The following is a 25,780-nucleotide window of genomic DNA, read 5'->3' as shown; positions in this document are numbered from 1 at the left end:
GTTACTCCACTTCTGCAAGCGTGTAACCAATGCCACGCACCGTTTTAATCAATTCAGGTGAGGTTTTGCGACGCAAGTGATGAATATGCACTTCAATGGAATTGCTGCCGACTTCGTCCCAACCATAGGTGAGCTGTTCCAATTGACCGCGGGTAAGCACTCGCCCGTTGGATTGCGCTAACTCCAGCAATAGCTGAAATTCCCGCCGTGATAAGTTCACCGGCTCGCCACGAAAACTAACCTCATGCACATTCAAATCCATGGTGAGCGCCCCTACCACCAGCAAATTCTGATTCAGTCCATGGTGACGGCGCACAATGGCTTTTAATCTGGCAACGAGTTCCCTGACATCAAACGGTTTGGCAAGATAGTCATCCGCGCCGAGATCCAGACAAGCAAGCTTAGTATCAAAATCGGTGTTAGCCGTCAGCACAATAGTCGGAATGTCGATGCCGCGTTGACGCCACTGCTGCAATAAACTACGACCATTGCCATCAGGTAAGCCCAAATCTAATACAATGGCACTAATGGCTTCATTATGAATTGCAGCCTCAGCCTGTTTCACGGTGGTAACGTGATCGACCTGAATATCCAGTTTGCCGAGGCTGAGCATTATGCCCTGAGCCAGAAGATCATTATCTTCAATTAAAAGTATGCGCATATCGATATCAATTCTTCAGACAGCTGATGAAATTCAGATTCAGTAGTGTGAGATAACCACGGGATCTTAAATCACTTTTCCCGATAATAACGTGTCTTTACATGAACCCGCCAGTGTTCTGACAATACGCTGCTGTTTGCAGTTCCCTGTGTCACTAAATCATTGAGCTTTAACATTATCAATGATCAATTTTTGTTCGCTCACCGTCATATATTGATTTAGATCAATTTTATCGTCATTTATCTGCGTGCTAGCGCGCATATTTGAATGTTTAATGACGTACGTCAATTTTTTTAGTGATTTTAAGCACCAGCGCACATTCCTAACGGTGGTGACTCATCACTGGCGTGTTCCAACGTTTATTCCATTAAGAACAACAAGGTGAATCAATGGATACTCATTCAGCTCTTTATCAACAGGGACGGGAGCGGCTGGCCGCTTTGCGCCAATTACCGCCACGCCAAGATCAATCTTTGCTAGAACGCATGCAGGAATATGGTATTAGTCGCCGTGACTTTATGAAGTGGAGTGCCTCTGTCACTGCCCTTCTGGCCTTACCCTTACCCTTTAGCAACCTTGTGGCAGAAGCTGCAGAACTCGCAGACAGAGTGCCACTGGTTTGGTTACACATGGCGGAATGTACCGGTTGTTCCGAATCCCTTACCCGTGCTGATACCCCGGACCTTGACACCCTAATTTTCGACCACATTTCGCTGGAATATCATGAAACGCTGATGGCAGCGGCCGGTTGGCAAGCCGACGAGAACCTGGAACACGCATTAGAACATTATAAAGGCAATTACCTGCTCGCGATTGAAGGCGCCGTGCCTACAGCAAACAATGGCGCATTTTTAACCGTTGGTTGTAAAGGCCACACCGGCTTGCAATCTGTGCGTGAAGCCGCAGAAGGCGCGGCGGCCATCATTTCGGTTGGCACCTGTGCTTCATTCGGTGGGGTTCAGGCCGCAGCGCCTAACCCTACTGGTGCTAAGGGCGTCCATGAAGTGATTGATAGAACGGTTATCAATCTGGGGGGCTGTCCTCCGAGTGAAAAGAACATTGTTGGTACGCTGATGTACTTTGTTATGTTTGGCCGCTTGCCAGCACTGGACATGTATAACCGGCCGAAATGGGCCTACGGCGCTCGTGTTCATGATAACTGCGAACGCCGTGGTCACTTTGATTCTGGCGAGTTTGTTGAACAATTCAGTGACGATAACGCCAAGAATGGCTATTGCCTCTATAAAATGGGCTGTAAAGGTCCCTACACCTATAACAATTGCCCTACCGAACGGTTCAACAGCCACACCAGCTGGCCGGTACTGGCGGGTCACGGCTGTATTGGCTGCTCTGAACCGAACTTCTGGGATGATATGGCGGATTTTGAAAAACCTCTTGGCCGTCAATTACTGCATGGGCTTGATGCCACCGCCGATACCGTCGGTGCAGTGATTCTTGGCGCCGCTGCTATTGGCATTGGTGCGCATGCGGTTGCCAGTCTGTTTGCCGGTTCCAAGGAGGAGTAATCCATGAACCAACGTGTTGTTATTGATCCTATTACCCGTATTGAAGGCCATCTACGTATCGAAGTGGAGGTAGATGAGCAGAATGTGATCCAGAAAGCCTGGGCATCGTCTACCTTATGGCGTGGCATTGAAGTCATCCTGAAAGGTCGCACACCAATGGATGTCGGGTTGCTGGTACAGCGTATCTGTGGCGTCTGCACATTCTCTCATTATCGTTGTGGCACCGAAGCCGTTGAAAAAGCACTGGGCGTAAAGATCCCACTCAATGCGCAATATTTGCGGTCACTGATGATGACCGCGTTACATTACCACGACCATATCGTGCATTTTTATCACCTGCACGCGCTAGACTGGGTCGACGTTGTCTCAGCCTTGAGTGCCGATCCGGCCAAAGCTGCCCAAGTCGCGATGAAATATAGCGACAAACCATTGGCAGCCGGTGAAGGTGATCTTCGTGCTGTGCAGGAACGCGTCCAGGGGTTTGTTAATAAGGGAAAACTTGGGCCGTTTGCCAATGCCTATTGGGGCAACAAGACTTACCGATTCTCGCCAGAGCAGAACCTCATCGCCCTGTCGCATTATCTAAAAGCTCTGGAAGTACAGCGGGTGGCCGCCGAAATGATGGCGATTTTCGGCGGAAAACAACCGCATCCCCAGTCCGTCGTAGTTGGGGGGATGACGTCCGTACGCGATCTGATCAACCCGGCCCGGTTACAGGAGTGGCAAGCCAAACATGACATTGTGGCTGACTTTGTAGAACGTGCGTATAAAGCCGACATCATCATGGCGGCGGATGCCTTTGGTGCCGAAGCCTCTGTGCTCGGTGGCGTCAATGTCCATAACTTTATCTGCTGTGATGAATTTGTTGGCGCTGACGGTCAACATATCTTTAAACAGGGCGTGATCCTGAATGGCGATCTGAAAAACGTCAGCGATATCAATCCGGACCTCATTGCTGAAGATGTCACCCACTCTTGGTATAAAGCAGAAAAGCCACAACATCCTTATGATGGCACCACGATTCCTGAATATACCGGTTTCATCGAACGCGATACCGTTTACGGTAAATTGCCTACTGTTGATGGCGATAACAAATACAGCTGGGTGAAATCGCCGCGTTACAACAGTCACCCGATGGAAGTTGGCCCGCTAGCATGTTTACTCGTGAACTACGCCAAGGGGAATCCACTGGTCGTCGAAGCCGTCGATGATTTTCTCAAACGTACCGGATTGCCACTCGATGCGTTATATACCACTCTCGGTCGCACTGCTGCGCGCATGATTCAAACGTCCATCGTTGCCAAGGAAAGTAATAAAATCTTCGATGCGCTGGTAACTAACCTGAAAAGCGATGAATCGCTGTACCGCAAGCCTGAAATCGACCCGGATAAAGAATATGTGGGCCACGCTATTATTGAGGCGCCTCGCGGTATGCTGAGTCACTGGATAAGAATCAAAGGCGGCTTAGTGGAAAACTATCAGGCGGTGGTTCCTACGACCTGGAACGCCGGGCCAATGGATGCCAACGGTAAGATTGGTCCCTATGAAGCCTCATTAGTAGGACTAAAGCTGGAAGATCCAACTAAGCCCCTAGAGGTTCTGCGAATTATTCACTCTTTCGATCCTTGTATGGCTTGCTCCGTACATATGATTGATTACAAAGGTCAGTCATTGGGTGAATTCCGCGTAGGCCCCACAGCCTGTTAAGGAGGGAAAACGATGACAACTACAAACGTGGCGTATAAGCAGGAAAAAATCTTTAGTGCCGCAATCCGTGTATTTCACTGGTTAAGAGCGTTGTCTATCGTGGCGCTGGTAGCAACCGGATTTTATATCGCTTGGCCCTATGTCATTGGTGCCGACTCAACGGACGTATTGGTACAAGGCTGGATCCGTTTTGGGCACTTGATTTTCGGTTTTACCTTGTGTGCGATAACCGGTTCACGAGCTTATCTGTTCTTTTTCAGTAAAAGTGACATTGAACGGCGTTCGTTTAAGGATGTGATGAGTCCAAAAAGCTGGCTCGCCCAGATCAAATCCTATTTATGGATGGGACATCTGGACAAAGCCGGAGTCTATGGACCATTACAGTTTATGACATACTTTGCGGTTTCAGTGTTAGCCGCGTTTATGTGCATCACTGGTCTAGTGCTTTACGCCAACGTTTATCACCAGGGACTAGGTGGCGCATTATGGAGTACTGCCAGTTGGATTACGGAAGCTATGGGTGGTTTGGCTATGGTGCGCATCTGGCATCATGACATCACCTGGTGTTTCATTATTTTTCTAGTAATCCACATCTACATGGCGGTTTGGTACGGCATCCGTTTCAAACATAATGCGGTAGACGCCATCGTCTCTGGATATGATTATCACCCAGAGAAAAATTGACCCATCGCGGGTGCTTACTAGTGCTCAATAGTACTCAATAGTGCTAGCAAGTACCCGACTTTTGTGACTTTCATCTACTTTTACACCATATCAATTCTGCATATTGCTCATATTTTTTGCTACGTGAGTCAATTGTTAATATCTAAAGCAACCCAAACCAACAAATACGTTAAAAGTTATGCCACCAGGTTAAAACATTAACAAAATTCAAGCTTTCAAAACCGTTATAATTACCTAAAATCGGTTTCAATTAGAAAAAACAGGTCAATTAGACAATTTGTCTCATTAAGAAATCCAATATTTGATCAACATCATATTGTGAAAAACTAATTAACTCATGCGTCTCATCTTTCATAGAAAATTGATGCACCTCAAGATTTTACCTTCTTTATCTCCCTACTATAACGCTGTTAACTGTGTGAGCTTTAACGCAAATCGCCTTTTAAAAACAACATTAAGGTAAACCCATGGACACACATTCAGCCCTCTATGAACAGGGACGGAAACGGTTGGAGGAACTGCGCCAACTTCCCCCCCGTCAGGAAAAATCACTGCAGGAACGCATGTTGGAACTCGGGATCTCCCGTCGTGACTTCATGAAGTGGAGCGCTTCAGTTACTGCATTGCTGGCATTACCACTGCCATTCAGCAATCTGGTTGCAGAAGCTGCTGAGCTGGCTGACCGGGTACCACTGATTTGGTTGCACCTGGCCGAATGTACCGGCTGTTCCGAGTCTCTGGTTCGGGCCGATACCCCTAATCTCGATTCACTGATCTTTGATCATATTTCTCTGGAATATCATGAAACCCTGATGGCCGCTGCTGGCTGGCAGGCAGAAGAAAATCTGGAACACGCGCTGGAAGCTTACAAAGGTAAGTATCTGCTGGCAGTTGAAGGCGGTGTGCCTACTGCTAACAACGGTGCATTTTTGACTGTTGGCTGTAAAGGCCACACTGGTCTGCAAATTGTTAAAGAAGCTGCTGAAGGTGCTGCAGCCATCATTTCGGTTGGTACTTGTGCTTCCTTCGGTGGTATTCAGGCTGCTGCGCCTAACCCAACCGGCGCCAAAGGCGTCTACGAAGTGGTAGATAAAGCCGTAGTTAACTTAGGTGGCTGCCCACCAAGTGAAAAAAATATTGTTGGTACATTGATGTACTTCATCATGTTCGGTCGCTTGCCCGCACTGGATATGTATAACCGTCCGAAATGGGCCTATGGTGCACGTGTACACGATAACTGCGAACGTCGTGGTCGTTTTGACTCTGGTGAATTCGTTGAACAGTTTGGTGATGAAGGTGCTAAACAGGGCTATTGCCTGTACAAAGTGGGTTGTAAAGGCCCATACACCTATAACAACTGCCCCACTGAACGTTTCAACCATCATGTAAGCTGGCCAGTTTTGGCAGGTCATGGCTGCATGGGTTGCTCTGAACCCAACTTCTGGGACGATATGGCTGACTTTGAAAAACCTCTTGGCCGCCAGTTATTGCATGGTCTGGATGCCACCGCTGACACCATCGGTGCTGTTATTCTCGGTGCCACTGTCGTAGGTATCGGTGCCCACGCTGTCGCTAGTCTGTTTGCCGGTTCTTCCAAGGAGGACTAATCAATGAACCAACGTGTCGTTATCGATCCCATTACCCGTATTGAGGGTCACCTCCGCATTGAGGTGGAAGTGGATGAAAACAATGTAGTTAAAAAAGCCTGGTCAGCCTCCACACTGTGGCGCGGTATCGAAGTGATCCTGAAAGGCCGGACCCCAATGGATGTAGGTTTGATCGTGCAACGTATCTGCGGTGTATGTACCTATTCCCATTACCGCTGTGGTACTGAAGCAGTAGAAAATGCCTTGGGGATCAAAATCCCATTAAATGCCCGTTATCTGCGTTCATTGATGCACACTTCTCTCTTCATGCATGACCACGTCGTACATTTCTATCACCTGCATGGGATGGATTGGGTAGACGTAGTATCCGCATTGAGCGCCGATCCAGCAAAAGCAGCGCAAGTTGCACTGAAATACACTGACGCTCCAATTGCGGCGGGTGAAGGTGAGCTGCGTGCAGTGCAAGAGCGTGTGAAAGGTTTTGTCGCAACCGGTAAACTTGGCCCATTCGCTAATGCTTACTGGGGCAATGGTACTTATAAGTTCACTCCCGAGCAGAACCTGATCGCCCTGTCTCACTACCTGAAAGCATTGGAAATTCAGCGTATTGCCGCAGAAATGCTGGCGATCTTCGGTGGTAAACAACCGCATCCACAATCATTGGTTGTAGGCGGTGTTACTTCCGTACGCGATATGCTGAGCCCTGCCCGTCTGCAGGAATGGAAACAGAAACACGATATCGTGGCTGATTTCATTGAACGTGGGTATAAAGCTGACGTTATTATGGCCGCCGAAGCCTTCGGTGGTGAAGCGTCGGTTTTAGGTGGCGTTAACGTACCAAACTTCCTGGCAACCAACGATTTTGCGACTGCTGATGGCGAGTACATCTTCCAGCAGGGTGTCATCATGAACGGTGACCTGAAGAATGTTACCGATATCAATCCGGACCTGATCGCAGAAGACGTCACCCATGCTTGGTATAAAGCGGATAAACCACAGCATCCTTACGATGGCACAACAATCCCTGATTACACCGGCATGGTTGAACGTGACACCGTATATGGCAAGCTGCCAACACTGGATGGCGACAACAAATATAGCTGGGTGAAGTCACCACGTTACAATGGCGAACCAGTTGAAGTAGGTCCATTGTCCTGCTTGTTGGTGAACTATGCCAAAGGCAATAAAGTGGTAGTTGAAGCTGTTGATGGTCTGCTGAAACGCACTGGCCTGCCAATTCAAGCATTGTTTACTACCTTGGGCCGTACTGCAGCACGTATGCTACAGACTTCTATCGTAGCCCAGGAAGGTGTTAAGACCTTCAATGCTTTGCTGACTAACATGCTGAGTGACGAATCCACTTACGTAAAACCTGTTGTTGACCCTAACAAAGAATACGTAGGTCACGGCATGATTGAAGCGCCTCGCGGCATGTTGAGCCACTGGATCCGCATTAAAGGCGGTCTGGTAGAAAACTATCAGGCAGTAGTTCCAACCACTTGGAACGCCGGTCCTGTTGATGCCAATGGCAAAGTCGGTCCGTACGAAGCATCACTGGTGGGTCTGAAACTGGAAGACCCAACTAAACCGCTGGAAGTCATCCGTATTATCCACTCATTTGACCCATGTATGGCCTGTGCTGTACATGTGATGGATTACAAAGGTCAATCACTGGGTGAATTTCGCGTTGACGCTAACAGCCTGTAAGGAGGAAGTGTTATGGCAGCAAGTATTGCCTATAAACAGGTAAAGATCTTTAGTGCCGCAATACGTATCTTTCACTGGCTCAGAGCGCTGGCGATTGTAATGCTGGTGGCAACCGGTCTTTACATCTCCTGGCCTTATGTTGTAGGTGCTGATTCTACAGACGTATTGGTTCAGGGGTGGATCCGCTTTGCTCATCTGATTTTCGGATTTGTGTTATGTGCGGTAACGCTGGCACGGGCCTATCTGTTCTTCTTTAGCAAAAGCGACATTGAAAGACGGTCTTTCAAGGACGTGATGAGCTTTAGAAGCTGGATAGCTCAAATCAAGTCCTATTTATGGATGGGCCATCTGGATAAAGCCGGGATATACGGACCTTTGCAGTTTATGACCTATTTTGCGATTTCCATCGTAGCTGCTTTGATCTGTGTTACTGGACTGATATTGTATGCCAACGTTTATCACGAAGGTTTAGGTGGTGCGCTTTGGAGCACTGCATCCTGGCTGACTGAAGCATTGGGTGGCCTGGCCATGGTGCGTATTTGGCACCACTATATGACGTGGGTATTCATTATCTTCGTGGTGATTCACGTGTACATGGCAGTATGGTACGGCATTCGCTTCAAGCACAATGCTGTTGATGCGATAGTATCAGGATACGATTACCGTCCAGAAAAACACTAGGAGTCCAATGCGCCCAATGAAACTACTGTTATTGGGAATTGGCAATGTACTGTACGCCGATGAGGGTATCGGCGTACATTTTGTCAATTATATTCATGAGAACTACCATTTCTCTCATCCCGAACATGAGCTGGTTATGCTTGATGGCGGTACCTTAGCCCAAGGCCTCACACCTATCATCAGTCAATATGATTCATTGATAGTAGTGGACACCATCAATGCCGCTGGTTGTGGTCCGGGCGAAGTTTACTTTTTTGATTTTGATCAGGCTCCGCCTGAAGTTGACTGGCAAGGCAGCGCCCATGAAGTGGAGATGCTGCAAACACTAACAATGATGGAAATGCTGGGCGACCGTCCACACACTATGGTGCTTGGCGTTACCCCTACCGTTATTGAACCCATGACTCTGGGATTGACCGAGCGTATTGCCGCCGCCGTACCTTTGATGGAAAAAACTCTCATCAACCATCTTGAATCTCTGGGATGGCAAACTGAGCGTATTTCCCATACCGACATCGCTGATCTTATCCCGCAATCCTACAAACCCCGTCTGTCCATGGGCGACAGAACCAGCGGCCACGCCCCGCGCCGACAGGAAACGCAGGACACCGATTAATAATGAAATTGCTGAGATTCGAGTTTGACTGTTCTAAACAGGTACCTTGGTATGGTTACTTATGCAATCAATACCTTAATTACCAGAAGCTGAATTTAACAGTGGGTTTGTTGGCCATTCGCCACCAGGCCAATGAACATTTGGAACAACAGAAAAAACCGGTTGTGACCTGGCGCTATCTGCTGGAAGCAGAAGGTGAACAGGCGGAACTAGAATGCTTGGCAGAACAAGTTGCTGCTGACTTTCTGCTGAGTGTCCATTTGCTGGACTCTCGTATGTTGCTGGCGACAGACCGTCAGGGTGATAAAAAGCCGATTGAGGTCAGTGCTGCGAACGTGCCCTTCTGCCAGCATTGTCAGCCACGTTTTGGTGACAACCAACATGGGGAGTTTGCCAATCTGGTAGTTGCCTGTGACCACTGTCATGGCGAACAAGCGATATTAACCCTGGACACAGTTGCTGCATTGCAACGACAGGATTTACAGCAGTTGGCGGTAAGACTGCTGGAAGGTGAAACCCTGTTCCTTGACGATGTGTCCGGTAAACTGGTACTGAGCCGGCAGCCTATTGGTCAGGGACGGCAGCAAATGCTGGTATGTAACCCTAATAATCTCAATAGTCTGTTTCAAGTGACTGACAACGAGGTGCTGGCATTATCTTCCATTGAAAAGCCACTATTGCGGCTGCAACCGGTGACTGACAGTAAATTAGCCGCGCCATTATATGAAGTCGGTTTTGCCGCCTCACGTCTGCAGCTGGTGCTGGCTGAATATCTGCGTGTTAAAGGGATTGATGCCATCTATTGTCATCGGGAACATCAGCAGGCGGTATTTGCCCATACGCTAGGCATAGATGTGCCAGTCGCTGTTTCAACAGTGCAATTAGATAACCTATTGCTCGGTCAAGCACTACCAGAAACCCTGCATGAAAGTGCTCGATTTGGTGCATACGTTGCTAAAGCAACGGGTAAACGCAAACAACAACAGCTTGTTGCATCACTGGCTAATGATGATGCAGACGTCTGGGATTCCACCGACGCCACGAGTGCCGCGCAATGTGCACTGTTGGGTATTGCGGCGGAAGTTGGCAGTGCCAGCAATCTCGGTATGCTGTATTTCAGCGATCGTTATGTCAGTCAGTTAATGACATCGAATGACGATGGCGATATCAAATGCTTTATGCAAGTACCAGAACTGCCCGCAACAGGTGCCGATATCATCAGCCAACTGCAATCTAGCCCACAACAAGATGTGTTTGCTAAATTCACCGAGCAATATCCGGCACTGTATCAACGACTACAAAAGTTGGACCTCAGCGGTTGTTCAAAGCAGAGTTTGAAATCTTTGTGGATAGTTGCTGCGGTAATCATCGGTATTGAGGCTGATAGCAACGAACAGCTTGCCGATGCCTTTGTGGCTGCCGCCATGAGCAACACCAGTGCGAATTCTCCTCGTATCGATTACCCATTGATTTCAGGTGAATACGCAACTTTTGATTGGTGTAAAACCTTCGGCACACTCATTAGCTTCCGGCTTGCTGGCGACGATGATGCGGCCAAGTTGGCCTTCGCCATGAATGATTCACTGGCAGATTTTATCGCTAACTGGATTGAACGGTTGGATCTTAATACCGGCATCCGTCGTGTCTATCTGGCCGGCAGTAGCTTTGCCAATCCGGTGCTTGGCCGCCGTATTGCGTTGCGCCTGGGCAAGAATTTCCCGCTCGGCGTCAGCCAGATGCAGGATCTTGATGGTGCATTGCTAGCTACCGGTGCGCTTTACTTGCGCCAACGCCGGAGATAATGCATGAGCGAAGCTGTCACCTTTGCACCGCAACATTGCGCCAGCAGTAAATTGCAGGCTCGGTGCTACCATGTGACAGGGATAGTCCAGGGCGTGGGATTCCGCCCCTGGATCTATCAGCTTGCCAAGCGCTATCAACTTTGTGGTCATGTGCTGAACAACGGCGAAGGCGTCACCATTGTTGTTCAAGCCAATTTGGCTATGCTGCAAGCTTTTGATAATGCACTGTATACCGAGCAACCGCCACTGGCACGTATCGACAGTCTGTGTTACGAAATCGTGCCCGAGGATGCCACACTTAAAGATTTCAGCATTCATAAGAGTCGCAGTAGCCATCAGGCATTAGTGGCTGTGGGTACCGATAAAAGCAGTTGCCCGGCGTGTTTGCAAGAGATCCGCGATCCCAATAATCGCCATTATCATTACCCTTTTACCAACTGCACTCACTGCGGTCCACGTTACACCATTATCAATAACCTGCCCTACGACCGTCATAATACTTCGATGGCGGCGTTTGCGATGTGTGATGATTGTCGTAAGGCCTATGAAGATCCCATGGATCGTCGTTATCACGCGCAGCCGGTGAGTTGTCCAAAATGCGGGCCGCATCTGCGCTATGTGGACAATCAGGGCCATGAATTAGCGTCGCGAGAGCAGGCGTTCTCATTAGCTGTAGCCGCCCTTCTCGCCGGTAAGATTCTTGCCATTAAAGGATTAGGCGGCTTTCATCTGGTTTGTGACGCCACTAACCATCAAGCTGTCACTAGATTGCGGCTACGCAAGCAACGGCCCGCTAAGCCGTTGGCGGTGATAGTGGCAGATTTAGAGATGGCGCAGCAATATGCGGTGGCGAGTGACGCCGAGTGGCAACTGCTGTGTAGTCAGGAACGGCCGATTGTACTGCTACAAAAATCGGCCACTGCTGACATTCTACTAAGTGCCGCAGTGGCCCCGAATATCGACCGTATTGGGCTGTTTATGCCCTATACTCCGCTGCACACGTTATTGCTGGATGCCGTGCAAAAGCCGTTAGTGGCCACCAGTGCCAACCTTTCCGGCGAACCCATTATTACCGATGGTGAGACTATCTTGGCACAGCTTGCCAATGAGCACTTTATGGTGATCGATGCCATGCTGGATCATAATCGCCCAATCCTCAATGGTTGCGATGATTCGGTGGTGCAAATGTGTGGTGGTGAATTGCAGGTCATGCGCTTAGCGCGTGGTTATGCACCGCTGAGCCTGCCAAGCAAGTTATTAGCCAAGCCAACACTGCCATCCGTGTTGGCGGTAGGCCCACAACAAAAGAACACGTTGGCACTGAATATCGGCAATACGCTATATCTTAGTCCTCATATTGGTGACCTTTTTAGCCTGGGAGCGGAAGGTTATTTCCAGCGTACGCTTGCCAGCTTTAAACGGATGTACCACTTCAATGCAGACTCGATTGTGCGCGATCTACACCCTGATTATGCGTCGAGTCGATGGGCTATGGAGCAATCTCAGCCGATAACTGCCGTACAACACCATTACGCCCATGTTCTGGCAACGCTCGCGGCCAACGATTATGACGGCAAAGTGTTGGGCTTCAGCTTTGATGGCACCGGCCTTGGTGACGATGGCGAATTATGGGGCGGTGAGTTGTTGCTGGCTGACAGCAATAGTTACGAGCGACTTGCCAGTATCCGCTCATTCTCATTGCTTGGTAGCGAACTTGCCATCAAATCACCGTTTCGCTTAACTCTAGCGTTATTACTACAGCAATTCAGTATCAATGATATCGTCGCGATGAACTTGCCGGCGTTTCGCTATTACTCGCCCTCGTTACTGCGTAATCTGGCAAAGATTTTTGCCGCAGACAAAATGCCAAAGTCCCACTCAGTTGGCAGACTTTTCGATGCACTGGCGGTATTGTTGGACGAAATGCAGGACACCCAGTATGAAGGTCAGGCGGGAATTATCATTGAAACCCTGGCTCGGCGTGCTGAAGCTGCCGGGAAAACTACTGAGGCACAAGCGCTTAAATTGCAGTTACCACTGCGGCCATACGCCGGATTATTACTAGGACAATGGGATACCGCGACCTTGTTTAATCAGTTGTTACAGGCCACGCTGCAGCAAATTGATAAAGACGTTATTGCGATGGCGTTTATACAGGCGCTCGGAGATGCGATTTGCCACAGCGCGGTAGCAGCGCAGCAAAAATTAGGCAACCACCTGCCTGTCGTGTTAACGGGGGGGGTCTTCCAGAATCGATTTTTAGCAGAGTACTGCTATCAACAACTGCATAATCGCGGCATCCAGCGTTTGCCGCAGCGGCTAGTGCCTGTTAACGATGGCGGTATTGCGTTAGGACAGTTGTGGTATGGCCTGCGACAGGCCACCCACCTGTCTGACTAAATTTAAACCGGCTGACGCTGATATGTCAGCCCACAGTCAAACCGGAGTTTGCTATGTGTAAAGATTGCGGTTGTTCTATTGCAGGACATGATCACAGCCATGATCACCATCATCACGAGCTGTCAACCAATCCACAACTCAACGATAAGAAGACCTTGTCAGTGATCCATAAAATACTCGACAAGAACGATGTTGAAGCCGCCCATAACCGTGAACACTTTGAAGAACACGGGGTAATGGCATTCAATCTAATGAGCAGCCCAGGTTCAGGTAAAACCACCCTGCTGGAACATCTCGGTGACTATACCAACAAAAAATTCTGTGTCATTGAAGGCGACTTGGAAACTTCTCGCGATGCCGATCGGCTAAAAGCCAAAGGCATCAGTGCAGTACAGATCCAGACCGGTAGTGCCTGCCATCTGGATGCTTTTATGGTGCATGGTGCGCTGCATCAGCAGCCATTGGATAACATGGATATCTGCTTTGTGGAAAATGTGGGCAATTTGGTCTGCCCAGCCAGCTATGATGTCGGAGCCCACAAAAACGTAGTGTTGGTTTCCGTCCCGGAAGGTGAAGACAAAATTGAAAAATATCCTGTCATGTTCCGTAAAGCGGATGTGGTTTTAATCACTAAATGTGACCTGCTGCCCTACTTCGATTTTGATACCGAAGTCGCCAAAAGCCATGTACTCAAACTAAATCCAAATGCCAAAGTGATCTGTGTTTCTGTGAAAGAAAAAGAAAGCATGTTGGAAGTAGCACATTGGTTTGAAAATGAACTCGCCACCTTCAACACTACTGCGGAGGCTGTCTGATGTGTCTCTCTATTCCCTCACAAGTTGTTGAACTACACCCAGAAATACAAAGCGTTACGGTTGACACCTTAGGTGTAAAGCGCACTGTAAGTTGTCATCTTATGGAAGAACCTTTGGCTGTCGGTGATTATGTGTTAATCCACATCGGTTTTGTGATGAATAAAATCGATGCTGCATCGGCGGCTGAAAGTTTGGCGCTATATAAAGAAATCGTCGACAAGATGGAGGCCGCTGATGCCTGAGTTGCAACTCAAGCAGCTCTATGATGGTTTTCGCGACCCCCGTACCGTTGCAGAGCTGGCATCACAAATCAAGCAGCTAGCGGCCAAGCTGGACGAGCCAGTAAATGTCATGGAAGTGTGTGGCGGGCATACGCATACCATCATGAAATATGGCCTGTTACAGCTGCTGCCCGATAATATCGAATTTATACACGGTCCTGGATGCCCGGTATGTATCATGCCGAAGGAGCGTATCGATCAAGCGGCAGCATTGGCACAAATACCGGATGTGATCCTGGTGACTTTAGGTGACATGATCCGGGTGCCGGGTTCTGAAGGGTCGCTGGCGCAGTTCCGCGCCAAAGGCTGTGATATTCGCCCGATCTATATGCCACTGGATGCATTGAAAATCGCGCAGGAAAATCCCGATAAAACCGTCGTTTATTTCGCTATCGGTTTTGAAACTTCAACGCCGATGACTGCCGTACTGTTAGAACAGGCTGAAAAGCTCGGCATTCCCAACCTGTTATTCCACATCAACCATGTGCTGGTACCGCCAGCAATAGATGCGGTTATGGCCGATCCTGACACGCGGGTAAATGCCTTTATCGGCCCGTCACATGTCAGTGTGATCACCGGCAGCCAGATTTATCAACCCACGGTTGATAACTATCACACTCCGGTGGTGGTCTCCGGGTTTGAGCCCGTGGATGTGATGCAATCAATCCTGTCGATTGTGAAACAGAAAGTGGAGGGTCGTTGCGCGCTGGAAAACCAGTACGAACGTGCCGTGAGCTACAAAGGTAATGAAGCCGCACAGCAAAAAGTGAATCACTTTTTTACAGTTCGCCCCAGCTTCCGCTGGCGTGGCCTGGGACCGATCCCCAACTCAGCCTTGATGCTCAAACCGGAATACCGCCACCGCGATGCTGAACTTAAATATGGCGAACGGTTACCGGTAAAAGAGATTGACGATCACAAAGCCTGCCAGTGTGGCGATATTCTTAGAGGCAAAGCCAAACCACAAGACTGCAAAGTGTTTGGCCGTGGCTGTACCCCACAAACGCCACTTGGCAGCTGCATGGTAAGTTCCGAAGGCGCGTGTAACGCCTACTACCGTTACGCAGGAGTAAAATAAACATGTCTACCCCGAAACAGATCCAGCTCAGTCATGGTGGTGGTGGCCGCGAAATGGCTGAGTTAATTGGCAAACTGTTCTTTGAAGCGTTTGATAACCAAATCCTACGTCAGGAAGAAGACGCTGCCTGTCTTAATATGACGGGCCCAATTGCGTTCACCACAGATTCTTTTGTGGTTTCTCCATTGTTTTTCAAAGGCGGCAATATTGGCAAGCTGGCAATTGCCGGCACAGTAAACGATTTGGCAATGATGGGCGCGGCACCGCAGTACCTGAGTTGTGGTTTTATCATTGAAGAAGGCTTTGAAATCGCCAAACTCAAAGAGATTGTAGAGACCATGGCCGCAGAGCTGCATAAAAGCGGAGCCAAAATTGTCTGTGGCGATACCAAGGTCGTGCCCAAAGGCTGCGCTGATGGGGTGTTTATCAACACCTCCGGCGTTGGTCGCATTATCAAGCCGGGGATCTCAGTGCACTCAGTACGCCCAGGCGATGCCATCATTCTGTCTCGTGACATTGGATGCCATGGCGCCGCAATTCTGGCAGCCCGTGAAGGACTGGAATTGGAAACTGAGCTGCAATCCGATTGTGCCACGCTGTGGCCGATGGTAGAGCAGCTGATCGCGGCCAACCTTGAACTGCATGCCATGCGCGATGCCACACGTGGCGGGATTGCTGCAGTGTTGAACGAATGGGCCAAAGCGGCAAATGTTGGTATTGAACTCAGCGAGGAAGTGATCCCGGTGCGTGATGAAGTACGCGGTGTCTGTGAACTTTACGGTTTTGAGCCCTGGGACTTGGCTAACGAAGGCACCTTTGTGATTGCCCTGCCACAGGAAATCGCGGCCGATGCCATCACCGTCATGCATCAATTCTGCAATTGCGATCAGGCGCGGATTGTCGGTACTGTCACCGACACCAATGCTGGCAAGGTTATTCTGCATTCCCCATGGGGCAGCAAACGCTATCTGGAACTGCCAGCGGGTGAATTGTTACCGAGGATCTGCTGATGCATGAATTTTCCATTGTCAGCGCCTTAATCGATCAATGTGAGCAGCTTGCTATTGAACATCAGGCCAAAGGCATCGCCAGAGTTGCAGTTAAAATCGGAGCACTTAGTGGCGTCGAACCGCAACTGGTGAAGACTGCTTTTGATACCTTCCGCGAAGATGGTATGTGTAAAGGTGCAGAATTGGAGATGGACGTTGCACCACTAGAGCTGGACTGTAAAGCTTGTGGCGCCCACTCGATCCCAGATGAAATTGCCTACCTCTGCCCGGTTTGCAATAGCCGTGATATCAAAATCAGCGGTGGCGAAGAGATGCTGCTGATGCAGCTGGAATTGATTTTTGATTGACGTCATACGACGTTGAAACAGCTAAAAATCCCGCCAACATTGGCTGTAGACACCCGTCTACAGCCCGTTAGTAGATGTCGCCGAACCACGGGGCTATTTAAAATACCAATTTGCTGTTACTTAGGTGAATTATCACGTTGTCGACGCCATCACTTGATTGCACTTAAAACGTTTCGCGGTAAGCAAATAATCCCTGGCTGCCGCCGGTATGCAGAAATAGCGGCTTACTGCCGTTCTTTATCACTCCTTTAGCAAGCAAATCGATTAGCCCCGACATTGCTTTACCGGTGTATACCGGATCGAGTAGCAGCCCTTCAAGCTGTGCACAGCGCGTTACCGCGCTGATCATTGCCGCGGTGGGGATACCATACCCCTCACCATAGTAGTTGCCGTTGGTAACCACTCTGCCCTTGGCTAGGTTTGGGTCCAGGCCAAGATAAGACAGGACCTCTTTGAGTAGCTTTTCAACCAGTATTGTCTGCTCTTCTGTTGAGCGACTCACCGCAATGCCCAGGACGGGAATATCTGATTTCGCGGCGATCAGACCCGCTAATAATCCTGCCTGGGTGCCAGCACTACCGGTCGCAACTACAATTTGATCGATGTTAAGTTGTTGATTTTCAATTTGAGCCAATAGTTCATAAGCACAACGTACGTACCCCAAACTGCCAATCACGTTTGAACCACCCATTGGCACAAAATATGGTTTACGTCCTTGCTCGACGAGCTTGGCCACTAACGCTTGTGCATATTTATGACAGTTTTCGTGCTGTTTGAGTGAATGAACATTGGCACCAAGGAGATGATCCAGCAGCATATTGCCGTTGTTGTAATAGTCGGTCTTCGGGGTGCCGTTGACATCCTCCAGCACCAATTCACAATCGAAACCAAACTTAGCGGCGGCCGCTGCGGTTTGCCTGGCATGATTGGACTGGAATCCGCCGACAGTGACAATCACATCGGCATGTTTTTGTTGTGCATCAGCAATCAGATATTCAAGCTTACGCGCTTTATTTCCACCACCGGCTAAGCCAGTACAATCATCACGCTTTATGTATAAATCACAACCCAACGCCTGCGATAGTCGGGGCAGAAACTCTAATGGTGTAGGGGTGTGGCTAATTTGCACACGAGGGATTAATTTGAAATTTTCCATATCTTTTATTCAGTTAACTCAATACATTGCATCATTGATTAGGTGCCGGTTTTAAGATGTTTATTGACTTATTCGGGGTGACTTCGACGTATAAACACTCTGCTATATCCCCTAAAATTGGTCAACAAGGAAGCACTAAATGGTTGGTTTAATTTACTATGTTAAACAGTCCGAGCGACACAACAAGTGCCAACTCATCACTAACTAAGGGCTAATTATTCATGACAACCACAATGGCTATGATTAAGCTATGGCTGCATTCAAGATATTGATCATCGCCGATTCCACTTCCCTTGCAATGTTAACCAATGCGGCATCGTTAGATAATGCGCTCAGCATTTCAACGGGTTTGATATAACCAACTTTCACTTTCCCGCCCTCGGTGTAAACGGATATTCGACAAGGCAAGGCCATGTTCAGACGCACATCAATGGCCAAAACTTTAGATGCTTGTTGCGGATTACAAACCTCAAAGACTTTACATTCCTCTGCATAATCAATCCCTTTGCTTCGAAGAGTTGCACCTAGGTTATGAATATGCAACACGCCAAACCCATTTTTCTTCACTGACTCTTCAAGCGCGTTAGCGGTAACGTCAAAGGACTTAGTGCTTTCAACGATGGTATACATAAATCCTCCCCCTGAATTCCATTTATCACATGATCTTAGTGGTATTTGCCAAGCGATAATCTAGTTAAAAAGTATTTATCAACCATGCGTAAAGGTGAGGGACTGAGGTGCCCTCACCTGTAATGACTAATCCACCAACAGATCGACTAACGTTAAAATCATAAAAGTCGTCGGATCATAAACTACGGTATAGCCTTGGTAATAACCAACATCACATCCTTTCGGAACATCATTTAAACGCCGTATCAGCGAACTGGGGGCCGGGGTGATGTATGAACGATACCTATCTGGGATCACCTCACCTTTTTCCCATTTCGGACGGCGGTTGCGATCCACCTTGCTCAAAATTCGTTGATAATGTTGTTTTATCACATGTTTGTTGTGGGTAGATATCGCATAAGCTGCATTAGAATTTGGATTTGAACGTTCGATGCCCTTCGGTTGATGGGCATTACTGCTGGCATTACCATGACTGCTTTGCTGTGATTGATTTTGATGAGACTGCTGATTTTTATCCTGATGCTTCATCTGATTAGATTTTGCATTGGCATCAGATTTTGATGCCTTGTTTTTTTCAGCATTATTCGCTTTGTTTTGCTGCTCCTGCTTCTGAGGTGGCTGGGGTTCTGCATTTGCCACATTGATGTAGTAGCCATTTAACATCAATGCTGTGATTGCTGTACACAATAATGATTTTTTCACTGTCAATCCCTCGTATATTCCTTTCAAACTCAAGACAACATGAAGGTTTATCGACCCTATTGCAAGTTATGGTGCGAAAAATAGAGATTAGCAAGTCCCAGAGAAAGGATATTAACTGCACAGTTAATGAAGTGTTCTGCAACCTCAGAGCAGCAAGGACAAACACCGGCAGATGAGTTAATGCTGCCAAGTTACGTAGCAAACTTTTGCAGGATAAAAGTCAGCCAAAAAACGCAGCCAATAAATTTGGTGATCGGCCAGCTTATCGCCTGGCCCTTTAACCTCAACAAAATGCGGCGCACCATCAGCGTCAAACAACAACAGATCCGGGTGTCCACTGCGGTAATGGGCTGGATCACGCAAGATACGTTGAAATACTGCCAACAGAAAAGCTGAGGGAAAGGACGCCATACAACGTTTGAATAACGGCTCAGTGAAAATCTGCCAATTCACCCAATCATTCACCAGCCCCTGTTTGTTAATGAAGTGCTGGTGCAGCATGCTCCGGTCACCGCTGGCCAATTGTGCCATTCGCCTGGCGATCAATGTTCGACGTTGCGAACTAAAACCTGGCTGATACATGTCACGTGGAGCGCTCTGATAAGGGTTATCAAATACGCCCACAACAGGGGCAAAGATGATGTCCCAGAAAGCCAGCCCGAACAGTCCGCACAGCACGCTGTTTTCACTATACCAAGCATCAAAACCTTGTGCGGAATAATAATCCCTGGTGACAAACTCTACCCGCAGATTCGATGTTTGCGGCAATTCCAGCCTGAGTTCAGCGGGCTTAAATGGCTTTAACATATCGAATGGGGCCGAGTACGGGAGCAAAGGCACCTGAACAGCGAAATGCTTAGTTAACTGTTTATAAATCCTGATAACCGTTTGTTGCTGTGCTTCGTTTTGCGCGTGTTGTCCAAGTGCGGTTACAGCGCTAAGCGCCTGCGGATGCTTGAGCTTTATCAGACAGCGGCATAACCGCTCGCTTGCGGTCCAGTCCTGACATTGCGGATAGAGCGAAATGGCTAGCACCAGTTGTTGCTGACGTTCAGCTTCTCGAGCCAATTTCAACAGTAACTTCTGCCGTCGTCGCTCAACAATGGGGTTGTCTTGTGGTGACGGAACCTGTGCCAACCACTCGGCTAAATTTATTGGCAATTTTTGTTGGGTTAGTTGCTCCCACCTATCCGCCAACGTCGCCAACGACAAGACGGTTTGTAATTCTGATGAGGAATGATAAGCGCGTCCTTCTCGAACTAACGGATAACACTCAAACCGTTGTAACCCCAGATCGCTCAGTACAAACTGGCTGAGATCCTGATAGCGATTGCCAAAATACAGCAGTAACAGCAACTCCAGCAAAGGCTGACAATGGAGTTGTAACCAGCATAATCCTTGTCGCTGCTGCCACAACGATAGCTCTGCTTGCGACGGCGGCATAGTTCGCAGCAGTTCCCACAATTGCTGTTTGCTGAGGTCGCGTTTAAACCAAGGAACGCCAATGTCATCGAACAGTGTTTTTAGTTCTGGCAACGTGACCGAGGTAAACCAGATCTCCAGAGGTGGTAGCGCCTGTTGTAACAGTTCGCTTTGCAGCAGCGGCTGCATTGCTGCATTGATATCGCCAATTTCTTGATATTGCAGTTTATCCAGACGGAACCACTCACCTTTGCGGGATAACAATCGCACCAACAGCATTTTACTGCTGTCCGGTAACGATTGGTAACGCTGTAACGCCAGTTGTTGCTCAGCTGGGAAAATATCCAGGTAGCGCGTTGTCACACTTGCCAACATCTGCTCAAAGTTATGCAGATAATAGTCTGCAGGTAACAACGACGGCGTGGCAGCTGTTTCAGTCATCAGTTGCGATAAAGGGTCTGGATCAGATGAAAACCAAATCGAGTTTTCACCGGACCGTGTATAGTGAGCAAAGGCTTTTTAAAAACAACATCATCAAAGGCTTTGACCATCTGCCCTGGACCAAACTCGCCCAGATCACCACCACGTTTTTTTGAGGGACATTCAGAATATTTTTTCGCTAATACCGCAAAATCCTCGCCTTTTTCCAAACGCTGTTTCAATTTTTCCGCTTCTTCACGGGTCTTTACCAAAATATGGCGAGCACAGGCACGAGCCATGATGTTTCCTCTTTAAATCAGTCGAAACCGACATTGAGCAGTTTACCACAGATGAGTGCTCTTCCCTTGAGCATTCCGTTATGGAAAGTCAGCTTGACGTTTGGGGTTAACTAATGGCCTCGATATAATTGCAACAAAGACAACGCGGAGAAGCCATATGTGGCAACAACAGCAGATACAATTACGAGCCAAAGCTCGCGGTTTTCATCTGATCACCGCAGAGATTGAAGCTGCATTGGCGCAGTTTAGCCCGATAAGCATCGGTTTATTGCATCTGCAACTGCAGCATACCTCAGCATCACTGACACTCAACGAAAATGCTGACCCAACAGTGCGCACGGATTTTGAAGCGTGGTTTAACCATAGCGTCGCGGAAGATACCCGTTATTTTCGCCATACCTATGAAGGAACCGATGATATGCCAGCACACATTAAATCGAGTTTGCTCGGCACTAGTTTGCTGTTGCCCATACAAGATGGGCAACTGGCTTTAGGTACATGGCAAGGTATTTACCTTGGTGAGCACAGAAATCAGGGAGGTAATCGTCGAATTTTATTGACATTACAAGGCGATTAGCCCAACAACCGTTGATAGCCCTGTAAAAGCAATAACAGCGCAAACAACAGCAAAATCATGCCACTAAACACCAATATCCCGCGATTATTACGCTGCAACCATTTGCTAAAGCGTGGAATATTTAATGCCCACCCAAGAAATGCGAACCACAATAATGCCAGACTAAAAAACAACGTGACTAATGCTAACTTGAATTGTAATGGACTTTGCAACGGCAGCATCCCGGCAATGACACTGAAAAAATACACATAGGCTTTGGGATTAAGCGCATTAGTGGCAAACCCGGTCCACCAGCCGTGACGACGAGAATATACACGCGGCTTTTGCACCGTTTCATTACTTTCACCGGCTGGAGAAGCCGCAAATGCGCCCTGTAAACAGCCATATCCCAGATAACCCAACCACAGCGCGGCACACCAGGGCAACCATAACATCAGTCCCGGCAACCAATGTTGTAATAAGGCGGCGGCAAAAGTCACCGTAATGGTATGTAACATAATGGCGGACGCCAGACCTAACGCCAAAAAAAACGCGTAGCGGCGGCCCCCGACTACACTGGCACGCAACATCAAAGCAAAATCAGGACCTGGTGCAACCAGTGCCGCAATATGTACAGTTCCCAAGGTAAGTAACAACGATATCCAGGACATAGTGTGTTTTTAAAAACTCAATTAATCTAAGACCAGTGCCAATGTATCGAAACCGCATAACTCAAGTATTGGGAAAAATTGCAGTTATCCCGCCAGCTGGCGCCGATACGCCGCCGGTGTCAGATTGTAGCGCCGTTTAAAGCAATGATGCAGATGGCTTTGATCATAAAATCCGACGGTAGTTGCCGCAGTGACCACATCCTTGCCAGCGGCCAGTAACTGGCGGGCAAGATCTACTCGTAATGCTAAGATATAAGCATGCGGTGTCATGCCAAAACTGCGACGAAACCTGCGTAAAAACTGGTATTCATTGAGCTGAAACAGTTGCGCCAAGGTCCGTAATCTATGATTTTTCGCTATATCGGCGTATAGAAAATCCTTCAACTGAGTTAGCTGACTTGTCGTTAGTCCACCTTCAGCTGTCATTGACTGTCCCTCAACGTCACCATAGCGTTGGATAAGTGTTGACATAAGATCCAGCAGCAAGCTATCGACGGCCAATGGCGACAAACGCGACTGATTTACTAATTGGTGCAGTTGTAATAAACCACTGTAGAGAGGCTGGTCAAAGATTTCCGGGCCCTTGAAGAATAACTCGCGGTGCCGATATCCCAACTGTTTCCCGAACTGCTCCAAAGCGGTAGCACTGACTCGTAACAAGCGCACTTGATAAAGACCTTTGTCGAGTCCTTCCCCATCATGGACTTCATCTGGATTAATCAGCGAAATACGTCCTGGGGCCAGCAAATATTGATTGCCCCGATGCATAAAACGCTGCGCACCAGCATCCACTATCCCAATATGAAAATCAGTATGCACATGCCGGTCGAAGGCAAATCCCTGATAACGGGCTCGAACCAGTTCAATACCGGCAACCGGTGTTAATAATTGATGTTCGATGGCAGGTTCCGACAAGTTCAGTACCGCGCTTAAATATGACAATTAAACCAGTGTAACTATGAGAACTTGCAAAAGCTTGTAAAAAACTGCACCAAACTCTGCACAAAAACTTCCGCTATTCAGCACCGTTATTCTGCAGTACGTTGCAATCTTGCCAAATAAAAGCCATCGAACCCACTCTTTGCCGGGCTAATGGTTTCATCATCCAGCAATTGGAAATTACTATGGTTGGCCAGGAAATTATCCACTTGTTGTCGATTTTCATCGGGCATTATGGAACAGGTGGCATACACCAGAATGCCGTCTACTTTTAGCATCCGGCTATAACTGTCGAGAATTTGTGCTTGCAACGCCTGCAACACCGGCAAACGCATCTCAGTATCATGCCATTTGGTATCGGGGTTACGTTTCAACACACCCAGACCGGAACATGGGACATCCAGCAACAATCTATCAGCGGACAACTTCAGACGTTTGATGGTTTTACTGGAACTGATCAGCCTGGTCTCAACATTGTGCGCGCCAGCTCGACGGGCGCGATCTTTGAGATTATCGAGCTTCCATTGCTCAACATCCATCGCCAACAAGCGGCCCTTGCCCTGCATTTTGGCGGCCAGATGCAGTGTTTTACCACCCGCGCCTGCACACGCATCAATGACGCGCATTCCCGGTGTCACATCCAGCGCATCAGCAACATGTTGTGAACCGGCATCCTGCTGTTCAAACCAACCATCTTTAAAAGCTTCTGTACGAAATAGCGCCGCATCTGATGTTACTTCCAGTGCGGTAGCCACCCCATCGACAACTGCGGTTGTGATGCCCTCTTTTGCCAGCCGGGATTGCAGCTGGCTACGATCACATTTAAGTAGATTGGTGCGTAGATAACGCTTGGGCGCTTGTGCCAACGCGGCCCGTTCCGCAGTCCAGTCATCCCCCAGTAAACGTTGTCCTAGTACATCTAACCAAGCCGGACAGCCATCGCGTAATGCCGCGACATTGTTGGCATGTTGTAGCCGCTGCGTCAGCACCTCTGCATTAAGGGGTGCCGCTTGTGACCAACGAGGAGGTTGTAGTTGCTGATATGCATGCCAGGCCATTAGTAAATCGGCGGCATGTTTGCCCGATTCCGCCAGCGATACATGTGCCAGATAGCAGTAAAAATTCAGCCGCCGGATAATCTCACCCACCACCCGCGTAATTTGGGCTTGTTGGGCTGGGGCTAATTTCTGACCTGCGAACTGCCGGGAATAAGCACGGTCCAAAGGCGCACCTTCGCCGACAACCTCGCAGATAATTTGCTCTGCGAGTTCACAGGCACGAACGGACAATGAGAATTCAGACATAAAACAGCCTCGGCAACAAAAAACCGGGGGATCATAGGAGGATGTCCGGGCCTTGGCAAGCCCGGATGCAGCAGATTAGATACCGAGTTTATCAAACAAGTCTTCAGTCACTTCGCCACTGTGACTGGCGCCGGCAGAATGCATCGCCAAAATATCGTCAGGATCGAGGTCATCGTCGGCCTCTACAGCTGCCAGCCCGATGAAATCTGTGTTATCCATGGCGAATTCCAGATAGAAAATATTATTGTTTTCTGTGCGGAAACTGACCCGTCGAGTAATTGGTTCATCCAGATTGGCGTTAATTGAAAGCGTGATTTCCCGATTGATGGTCAGCATCTTGGGTTGACTCTGACTAATGGAAGTCTGCAACTCTTTAGACACCAAATTGATGAAATGGCCCAGCATCTGGTTCATCAACTCACCCATCACATTGGCAACTTCATCCGATGTGTATTTAATGGCGAGTTCATCTTCCGGCATGCCCATGCTCAATAAATAACGACGATAGATTTCCATCGCCGCGTCAGCGGAAAAGTTGATGACCACCAATCCGGAAAAACCACCGTCAAAAATAGAAAAGCAGCCGAGATCAGGTCTTAAACGGGTTTGATTAATGCGTTGAACCATGCCGGCGTGGCTGATTTCACTGGCAGTTGTTGTTGATAAGACCTGCGCTACCGAACGACACAATTTTAATAATATATCGTCCGAATTAATCACTTGTGATGGCTGCATTTTTGCTGCTCCTGCATCGCTACC

General features: G+C 48.4%; 25 protein-coding genes. 15 read left to right on the top strand and 10 right to left on the bottom strand.

Annotation, left to right across the window (positions count from 1 at the left end; genetic code table 11):
• Nucleotide 1: 1 nt before the first annotated feature.
• The gene (locus KDN34_RS08555) at nt 2–661 is read right to left on the bottom strand and encodes a response regulator (RefSeq protein ID WP_212596431.1); all 660 of its coding nucleotides are present in this window, start codon (nt 659–661) and stop codon (nt 2–4) included.
• Nucleotides 662–1,050: 389 nt separating this feature from the next.
• Here KDN34_RS08555 and hyaA (KDN34_RS08550) point away from each other — a divergent pair, with 389 nt between their 5' ends.
• The 14 genes from hyaA (KDN34_RS08550) (at nt 1,051) to hypA (ending at nt 16,922) form a co-directional block, all read left to right on the top strand.
• Complete coding sequence (gene hyaA / locus KDN34_RS08550) at nt 1,051–2,187, top strand: hydrogenase small subunit (protein WP_212596430.1); 1,137 nt, start codon at nt 1,051–1,053, stop codon at nt 2,185–2,187.
• A gap of 3 nt (nt 2,188–2,190) precedes the next feature.
• Complete coding sequence (locus KDN34_RS08545; RefSeq protein ID WP_212596429.1) at nt 2,191–3,894, top strand: nickel-dependent hydrogenase large subunit; 1,704 nt, start codon at nt 2,191–2,193, stop codon at nt 3,892–3,894.
• A gap of 12 nt (nt 3,895–3,906) precedes the next feature.
• Nucleotides 3,907–4,578 carry a Ni/Fe-hydrogenase, b-type cytochrome subunit gene (gene cybH / locus KDN34_RS08540; RefSeq protein WP_212596428.1) on the top strand — a complete coding sequence of 224 codons (672 nt, stop codon included), beginning with the start codon at nt 3,907–3,909 and terminating at the stop codon, nt 4,576–4,578.
• 467 nt (nt 4,579–5,045) lie between these two features.
• Nucleotides 5,046–6,185, top strand: a complete 1,140-nt coding sequence (gene hyaA / locus KDN34_RS08535) for a hydrogenase small subunit (protein ID WP_212596427.1) — start codon at nt 5,046–5,048, stop codon at nt 6,183–6,185.
• 3 nt (nt 6,186–6,188) lie between these two features.
• Nucleotides 6,189–7,892, top strand: a complete 1,704-nt coding sequence (gene hyaB, locus KDN34_RS08530; protein ID WP_212596426.1) for a nickel-dependent hydrogenase large subunit — start codon at nt 6,189–6,191, stop codon at nt 7,890–7,892.
• Nucleotides 7,893–7,904: 12 nt separating this feature from the next.
• Nucleotides 7,905–8,573 (top strand): Ni/Fe-hydrogenase, b-type cytochrome subunit, encoded by a 669-nt coding sequence (cybH, locus tag KDN34_RS08525; protein WP_212596425.1) that lies wholly within the window; start codon nt 7,905–7,907, stop codon nt 8,571–8,573.
• Nucleotides 8,574–8,589: 16 nt separating this feature from the next.
• Nucleotides 8,590–9,189 (top strand): HyaD/HybD family hydrogenase maturation endopeptidase, encoded by a 600-nt coding sequence (locus KDN34_RS08520; RefSeq protein WP_212596424.1) that lies wholly within the window; start codon nt 8,590–8,592, stop codon nt 9,187–9,189.
• Between the two features lie 2 nt (nt 9,190–9,191).
• Nucleotides 9,192–10,991: a NiFe hydrogenase gene (locus KDN34_RS08515; RefSeq protein ID WP_212596423.1), complete on the top strand. Its 1,800-nt coding sequence runs from the start codon at nt 9,192–9,194 to the stop codon at nt 10,989–10,991.
• Between the two features lie 3 nt (nt 10,992–10,994).
• On the top strand, nt 10,995–13,391 hold the full coding sequence (gene hypF / locus KDN34_RS08510) for a carbamoyltransferase HypF (RefSeq protein ID WP_212596422.1): 2,397 nt from the start codon (nt 10,995–10,997) through the stop codon (nt 13,389–13,391).
• A 53-nt stretch (nt 13,392–13,444) separates the two neighbouring features.
• Nucleotides 13,445–14,206 carry a hydrogenase nickel incorporation protein HypB gene (hypB, locus tag KDN34_RS08505; RefSeq protein WP_212596421.1) on the top strand — a complete coding sequence of 254 codons (762 nt, stop codon included), beginning with the start codon at nt 13,445–13,447 and terminating at the stop codon, nt 14,204–14,206.
• Nucleotides 14,206–14,448, top strand: coding sequence for a HypC/HybG/HupF family hydrogenase formation chaperone (locus tag KDN34_RS08500; RefSeq protein WP_212596420.1), 243 nt, complete (start codon nt 14,206–14,208; stop codon nt 14,446–14,448). Before hypB ends, KDN34_RS08500 begins: the two co-directional genes overlap by 1 nt.
• On the top strand, nt 14,441–15,565 hold the full coding sequence (gene hypD / locus KDN34_RS08495; RefSeq protein WP_212596419.1) for a hydrogenase formation protein HypD: 1,125 nt from the start codon (nt 14,441–14,443) through the stop codon (nt 15,563–15,565). The genes KDN34_RS08500 and hypD overlap by 8 nt, the downstream gene beginning before the upstream one ends.
• Nucleotides 15,566–15,567: 2 nt before the next feature.
• Nucleotides 15,568–16,575 carry a hydrogenase expression/formation protein HypE gene (gene hypE, locus KDN34_RS08490; protein ID WP_212596418.1) on the top strand — a complete coding sequence of 336 codons (1,008 nt, stop codon included), beginning with the start codon at nt 15,568–15,570 and terminating at the stop codon, nt 16,573–16,575.
• Nucleotides 16,575–16,922, top strand: a complete 348-nt coding sequence (hypA, locus tag KDN34_RS08485; protein WP_212596417.1) for a hydrogenase/urease nickel incorporation protein HypA — start codon at nt 16,575–16,577, stop codon at nt 16,920–16,922. The genes hypE and hypA overlap by 1 nt, the downstream gene beginning before the upstream one ends.
• Before the next feature lie 163 nt (nt 16,923–17,085).
• Here hypA and KDN34_RS08480 read toward each other — a convergent pair whose 3' ends face one another.
• From KDN34_RS08480 to KDN34_RS08460, 5 genes are all read right to left on the bottom strand, one after another.
• A complete protein-coding gene (locus KDN34_RS08480; protein WP_212596416.1) occupies nt 17,086–18,078 on the bottom strand; it encodes a D-cysteine desulfhydrase family protein in 993 nt (330 codons plus the stop codon).
• Between the two features lie 243 nt (nt 18,079–18,321).
• Nucleotides 18,322–18,708 (bottom strand): DUF302 domain-containing protein, encoded by a 387-nt coding sequence (locus KDN34_RS08475; RefSeq protein ID WP_212596415.1) that lies wholly within the window; start codon nt 18,706–18,708, stop codon nt 18,322–18,324.
• A gap of 126 nt (nt 18,709–18,834) precedes the next feature.
• Nucleotides 18,835–19,443, bottom strand: coding sequence for a hypothetical protein (locus KDN34_RS08470; protein WP_212596414.1), 609 nt, complete (start codon nt 19,441–19,443; stop codon nt 18,835–18,837).
• A 144-nt stretch (nt 19,444–19,587) separates the two neighbouring features.
• Complete coding sequence (locus tag KDN34_RS08465; protein ID WP_212596413.1) at nt 19,588–21,273, bottom strand: VRR-NUC domain-containing protein; 1,686 nt, start codon at nt 21,271–21,273, stop codon at nt 19,588–19,590.
• The gene (locus KDN34_RS08460; RefSeq protein ID WP_212596412.1) at nt 21,273–21,551 is read right to left on the bottom strand and encodes a peptidylprolyl isomerase; all 279 of its coding nucleotides are present in this window, start codon (nt 21,549–21,551) and stop codon (nt 21,273–21,275) included. The genes KDN34_RS08465 and KDN34_RS08460 overlap by 1 nt, the downstream gene beginning before the upstream one ends.
• A 157-nt stretch (nt 21,552–21,708) precedes the next feature.
• Here KDN34_RS08460 and KDN34_RS08455 point away from each other — a divergent pair, with 157 nt between their 5' ends.
• Nucleotides 21,709–22,128, top strand: coding sequence for a secondary thiamine-phosphate synthase enzyme YjbQ (locus tag KDN34_RS08455; RefSeq protein ID WP_212596411.1), 420 nt, complete (start codon nt 21,709–21,711; stop codon nt 22,126–22,128).
• Here the strand turns inward: KDN34_RS08455 and KDN34_RS08450 are convergent.
• From KDN34_RS08450 to KDN34_RS08435, 4 genes are all read right to left on the bottom strand, one after another.
• A complete protein-coding gene (locus tag KDN34_RS08450; protein ID WP_212596410.1) occupies nt 22,125–22,778 on the bottom strand; it encodes a LysE family translocator in 654 nt (217 codons plus the stop codon). The two genes, KDN34_RS08455 and KDN34_RS08450, sit on opposite strands and share 4 nt — an antisense overlap.
• A gap of 84 nt (nt 22,779–22,862) precedes the next feature.
• Nucleotides 22,863–23,693 carry an AraC family transcriptional regulator gene (locus KDN34_RS08445; protein WP_212596409.1) on the bottom strand — a complete coding sequence of 277 codons (831 nt, stop codon included), beginning with the start codon at nt 23,691–23,693 and terminating at the stop codon, nt 22,863–22,865.
• A 113-nt stretch (nt 23,694–23,806) separates the two neighbouring features.
• The gene (locus tag KDN34_RS08440) at nt 23,807–25,021 is read right to left on the bottom strand and encodes an RsmB/NOP family class I SAM-dependent RNA methyltransferase (protein WP_212596408.1); all 1,215 of its coding nucleotides are present in this window, start codon (nt 25,019–25,021) and stop codon (nt 23,807–23,809) included.
• A gap of 75 nt (nt 25,022–25,096) precedes the next feature.
• Nucleotides 25,097–25,756 carry a DUF3334 family protein gene (locus KDN34_RS08435; RefSeq protein ID WP_212596407.1) on the bottom strand — a complete coding sequence of 220 codons (660 nt, stop codon included), beginning with the start codon at nt 25,754–25,756 and terminating at the stop codon, nt 25,097–25,099.
• Between the last annotated feature and the right edge of the window lie 24 nt (nt 25,757–25,780).

Origin of the sequence: Shewanella yunxiaonensis (assembly GCF_018223345.1) — a bacterium.
GTDB lineage: Bacteria > Pseudomonadota > Gammaproteobacteria > Enterobacterales > Shewanellaceae > Shewanella > Shewanella yunxiaonensis.
Note: the sequence above shows the minus strand (reverse complement) of the source record. Positions and strands in the feature narration are given on the sequence as shown.

Coding starts and splice junctions, on each gene's coding strand:
- KDN34_RS08475 (WP_212596415.1), bottom strand. CDS start 18,708: ATGTATACCATCGTTGAAAGCACTAAGTCCTTTGACGTTACCGCTAAC.
- KDN34_RS08545 (WP_212596429.1), top strand. CDS start 2,191: ATGAACCAACGTGTTGTTATTGATCCTATTACCCGTATTGAAGGCCAT.
- KDN34_RS08455 (WP_212596411.1), top strand. CDS start 21,709: ATGTGGCAACAACAGCAGATACAATTACGAGCCAAAGCTCGCGGTTTT.
- hypD (WP_212596419.1), top strand. CDS start 14,441: ATGCCTGAGTTGCAACTCAAGCAGCTCTATGATGGTTTTCGCGACCCC.
- hyaA (WP_212596430.1), top strand. CDS start 1,051: ATGGATACTCATTCAGCTCTTTATCAACAGGGACGGGAGCGGCTGGCC.
- cybH (WP_212596425.1), top strand. CDS start 7,905: ATGGCAGCAAGTATTGCCTATAAACAGGTAAAGATCTTTAGTGCCGCA.
- KDN34_RS08555 (WP_212596431.1), bottom strand. CDS start 661: ATGCGCATACTTTTAATTGAAGATAATGATCTTCTGGCTCAGGGCATA.
- KDN34_RS08520 (WP_212596424.1), top strand. CDS start 8,590: ATGAAACTACTGTTATTGGGAATTGGCAATGTACTGTACGCCGATGAG.
- KDN34_RS08500 (WP_212596420.1), top strand. CDS start 14,206: ATGTGTCTCTCTATTCCCTCACAAGTTGTTGAACTACACCCAGAAATA.
- hypE (WP_212596418.1), top strand. CDS start 15,568: ATGTCTACCCCGAAACAGATCCAGCTCAGTCATGGTGGTGGTGGCCGC.
- KDN34_RS08480 (WP_212596416.1), bottom strand. CDS start 18,078: ATGGAAAATTTCAAATTAATCCCTCGTGTGCAAATTAGCCACACCCCT.
- KDN34_RS08450 (WP_212596410.1), bottom strand. CDS start 22,778: ATGTCCTGGATATCGTTGTTACTTACCTTGGGAACTGTACATATTGCG.
- KDN34_RS08515 (WP_212596423.1), top strand. CDS start 9,192: ATGAAATTGCTGAGATTCGAGTTTGACTGTTCTAAACAGGTACCTTGG.
- KDN34_RS08435 (WP_212596407.1), bottom strand. CDS start 25,756: ATGCAGCCATCACAAGTGATTAATTCGGACGATATATTATTAAAATTG.
- KDN34_RS08465 (WP_212596413.1), bottom strand. CDS start 21,273: ATGACTGAAACAGCTGCCACGCCGTCGTTGTTACCTGCAGACTATTAT.
- hypB (WP_212596421.1), top strand. CDS start 13,445: ATGTGTAAAGATTGCGGTTGTTCTATTGCAGGACATGATCACAGCCAT.
- hypF (WP_212596422.1), top strand. CDS start 10,995: ATGAGCGAAGCTGTCACCTTTGCACCGCAACATTGCGCCAGCAGTAAA.
- hyaA (WP_212596427.1), top strand. CDS start 5,046: ATGGACACACATTCAGCCCTCTATGAACAGGGACGGAAACGGTTGGAG.
- cybH (WP_212596428.1), top strand. CDS start 3,907: ATGACAACTACAAACGTGGCGTATAAGCAGGAAAAAATCTTTAGTGCC.
- hypA (WP_212596417.1), top strand. CDS start 16,575: ATGCATGAATTTTCCATTGTCAGCGCCTTAATCGATCAATGTGAGCAG.
- KDN34_RS08440 (WP_212596408.1), bottom strand. CDS start 25,021: ATGTCTGAATTCTCATTGTCCGTTCGTGCCTGTGAACTCGCAGAGCAA.
- hyaB (WP_212596426.1), top strand. CDS start 6,189: ATGAACCAACGTGTCGTTATCGATCCCATTACCCGTATTGAGGGTCAC.
- KDN34_RS08460 (WP_212596412.1), bottom strand. CDS start 21,551: ATGGCTCGTGCCTGTGCTCGCCATATTTTGGTAAAGACCCGTGAAGAA.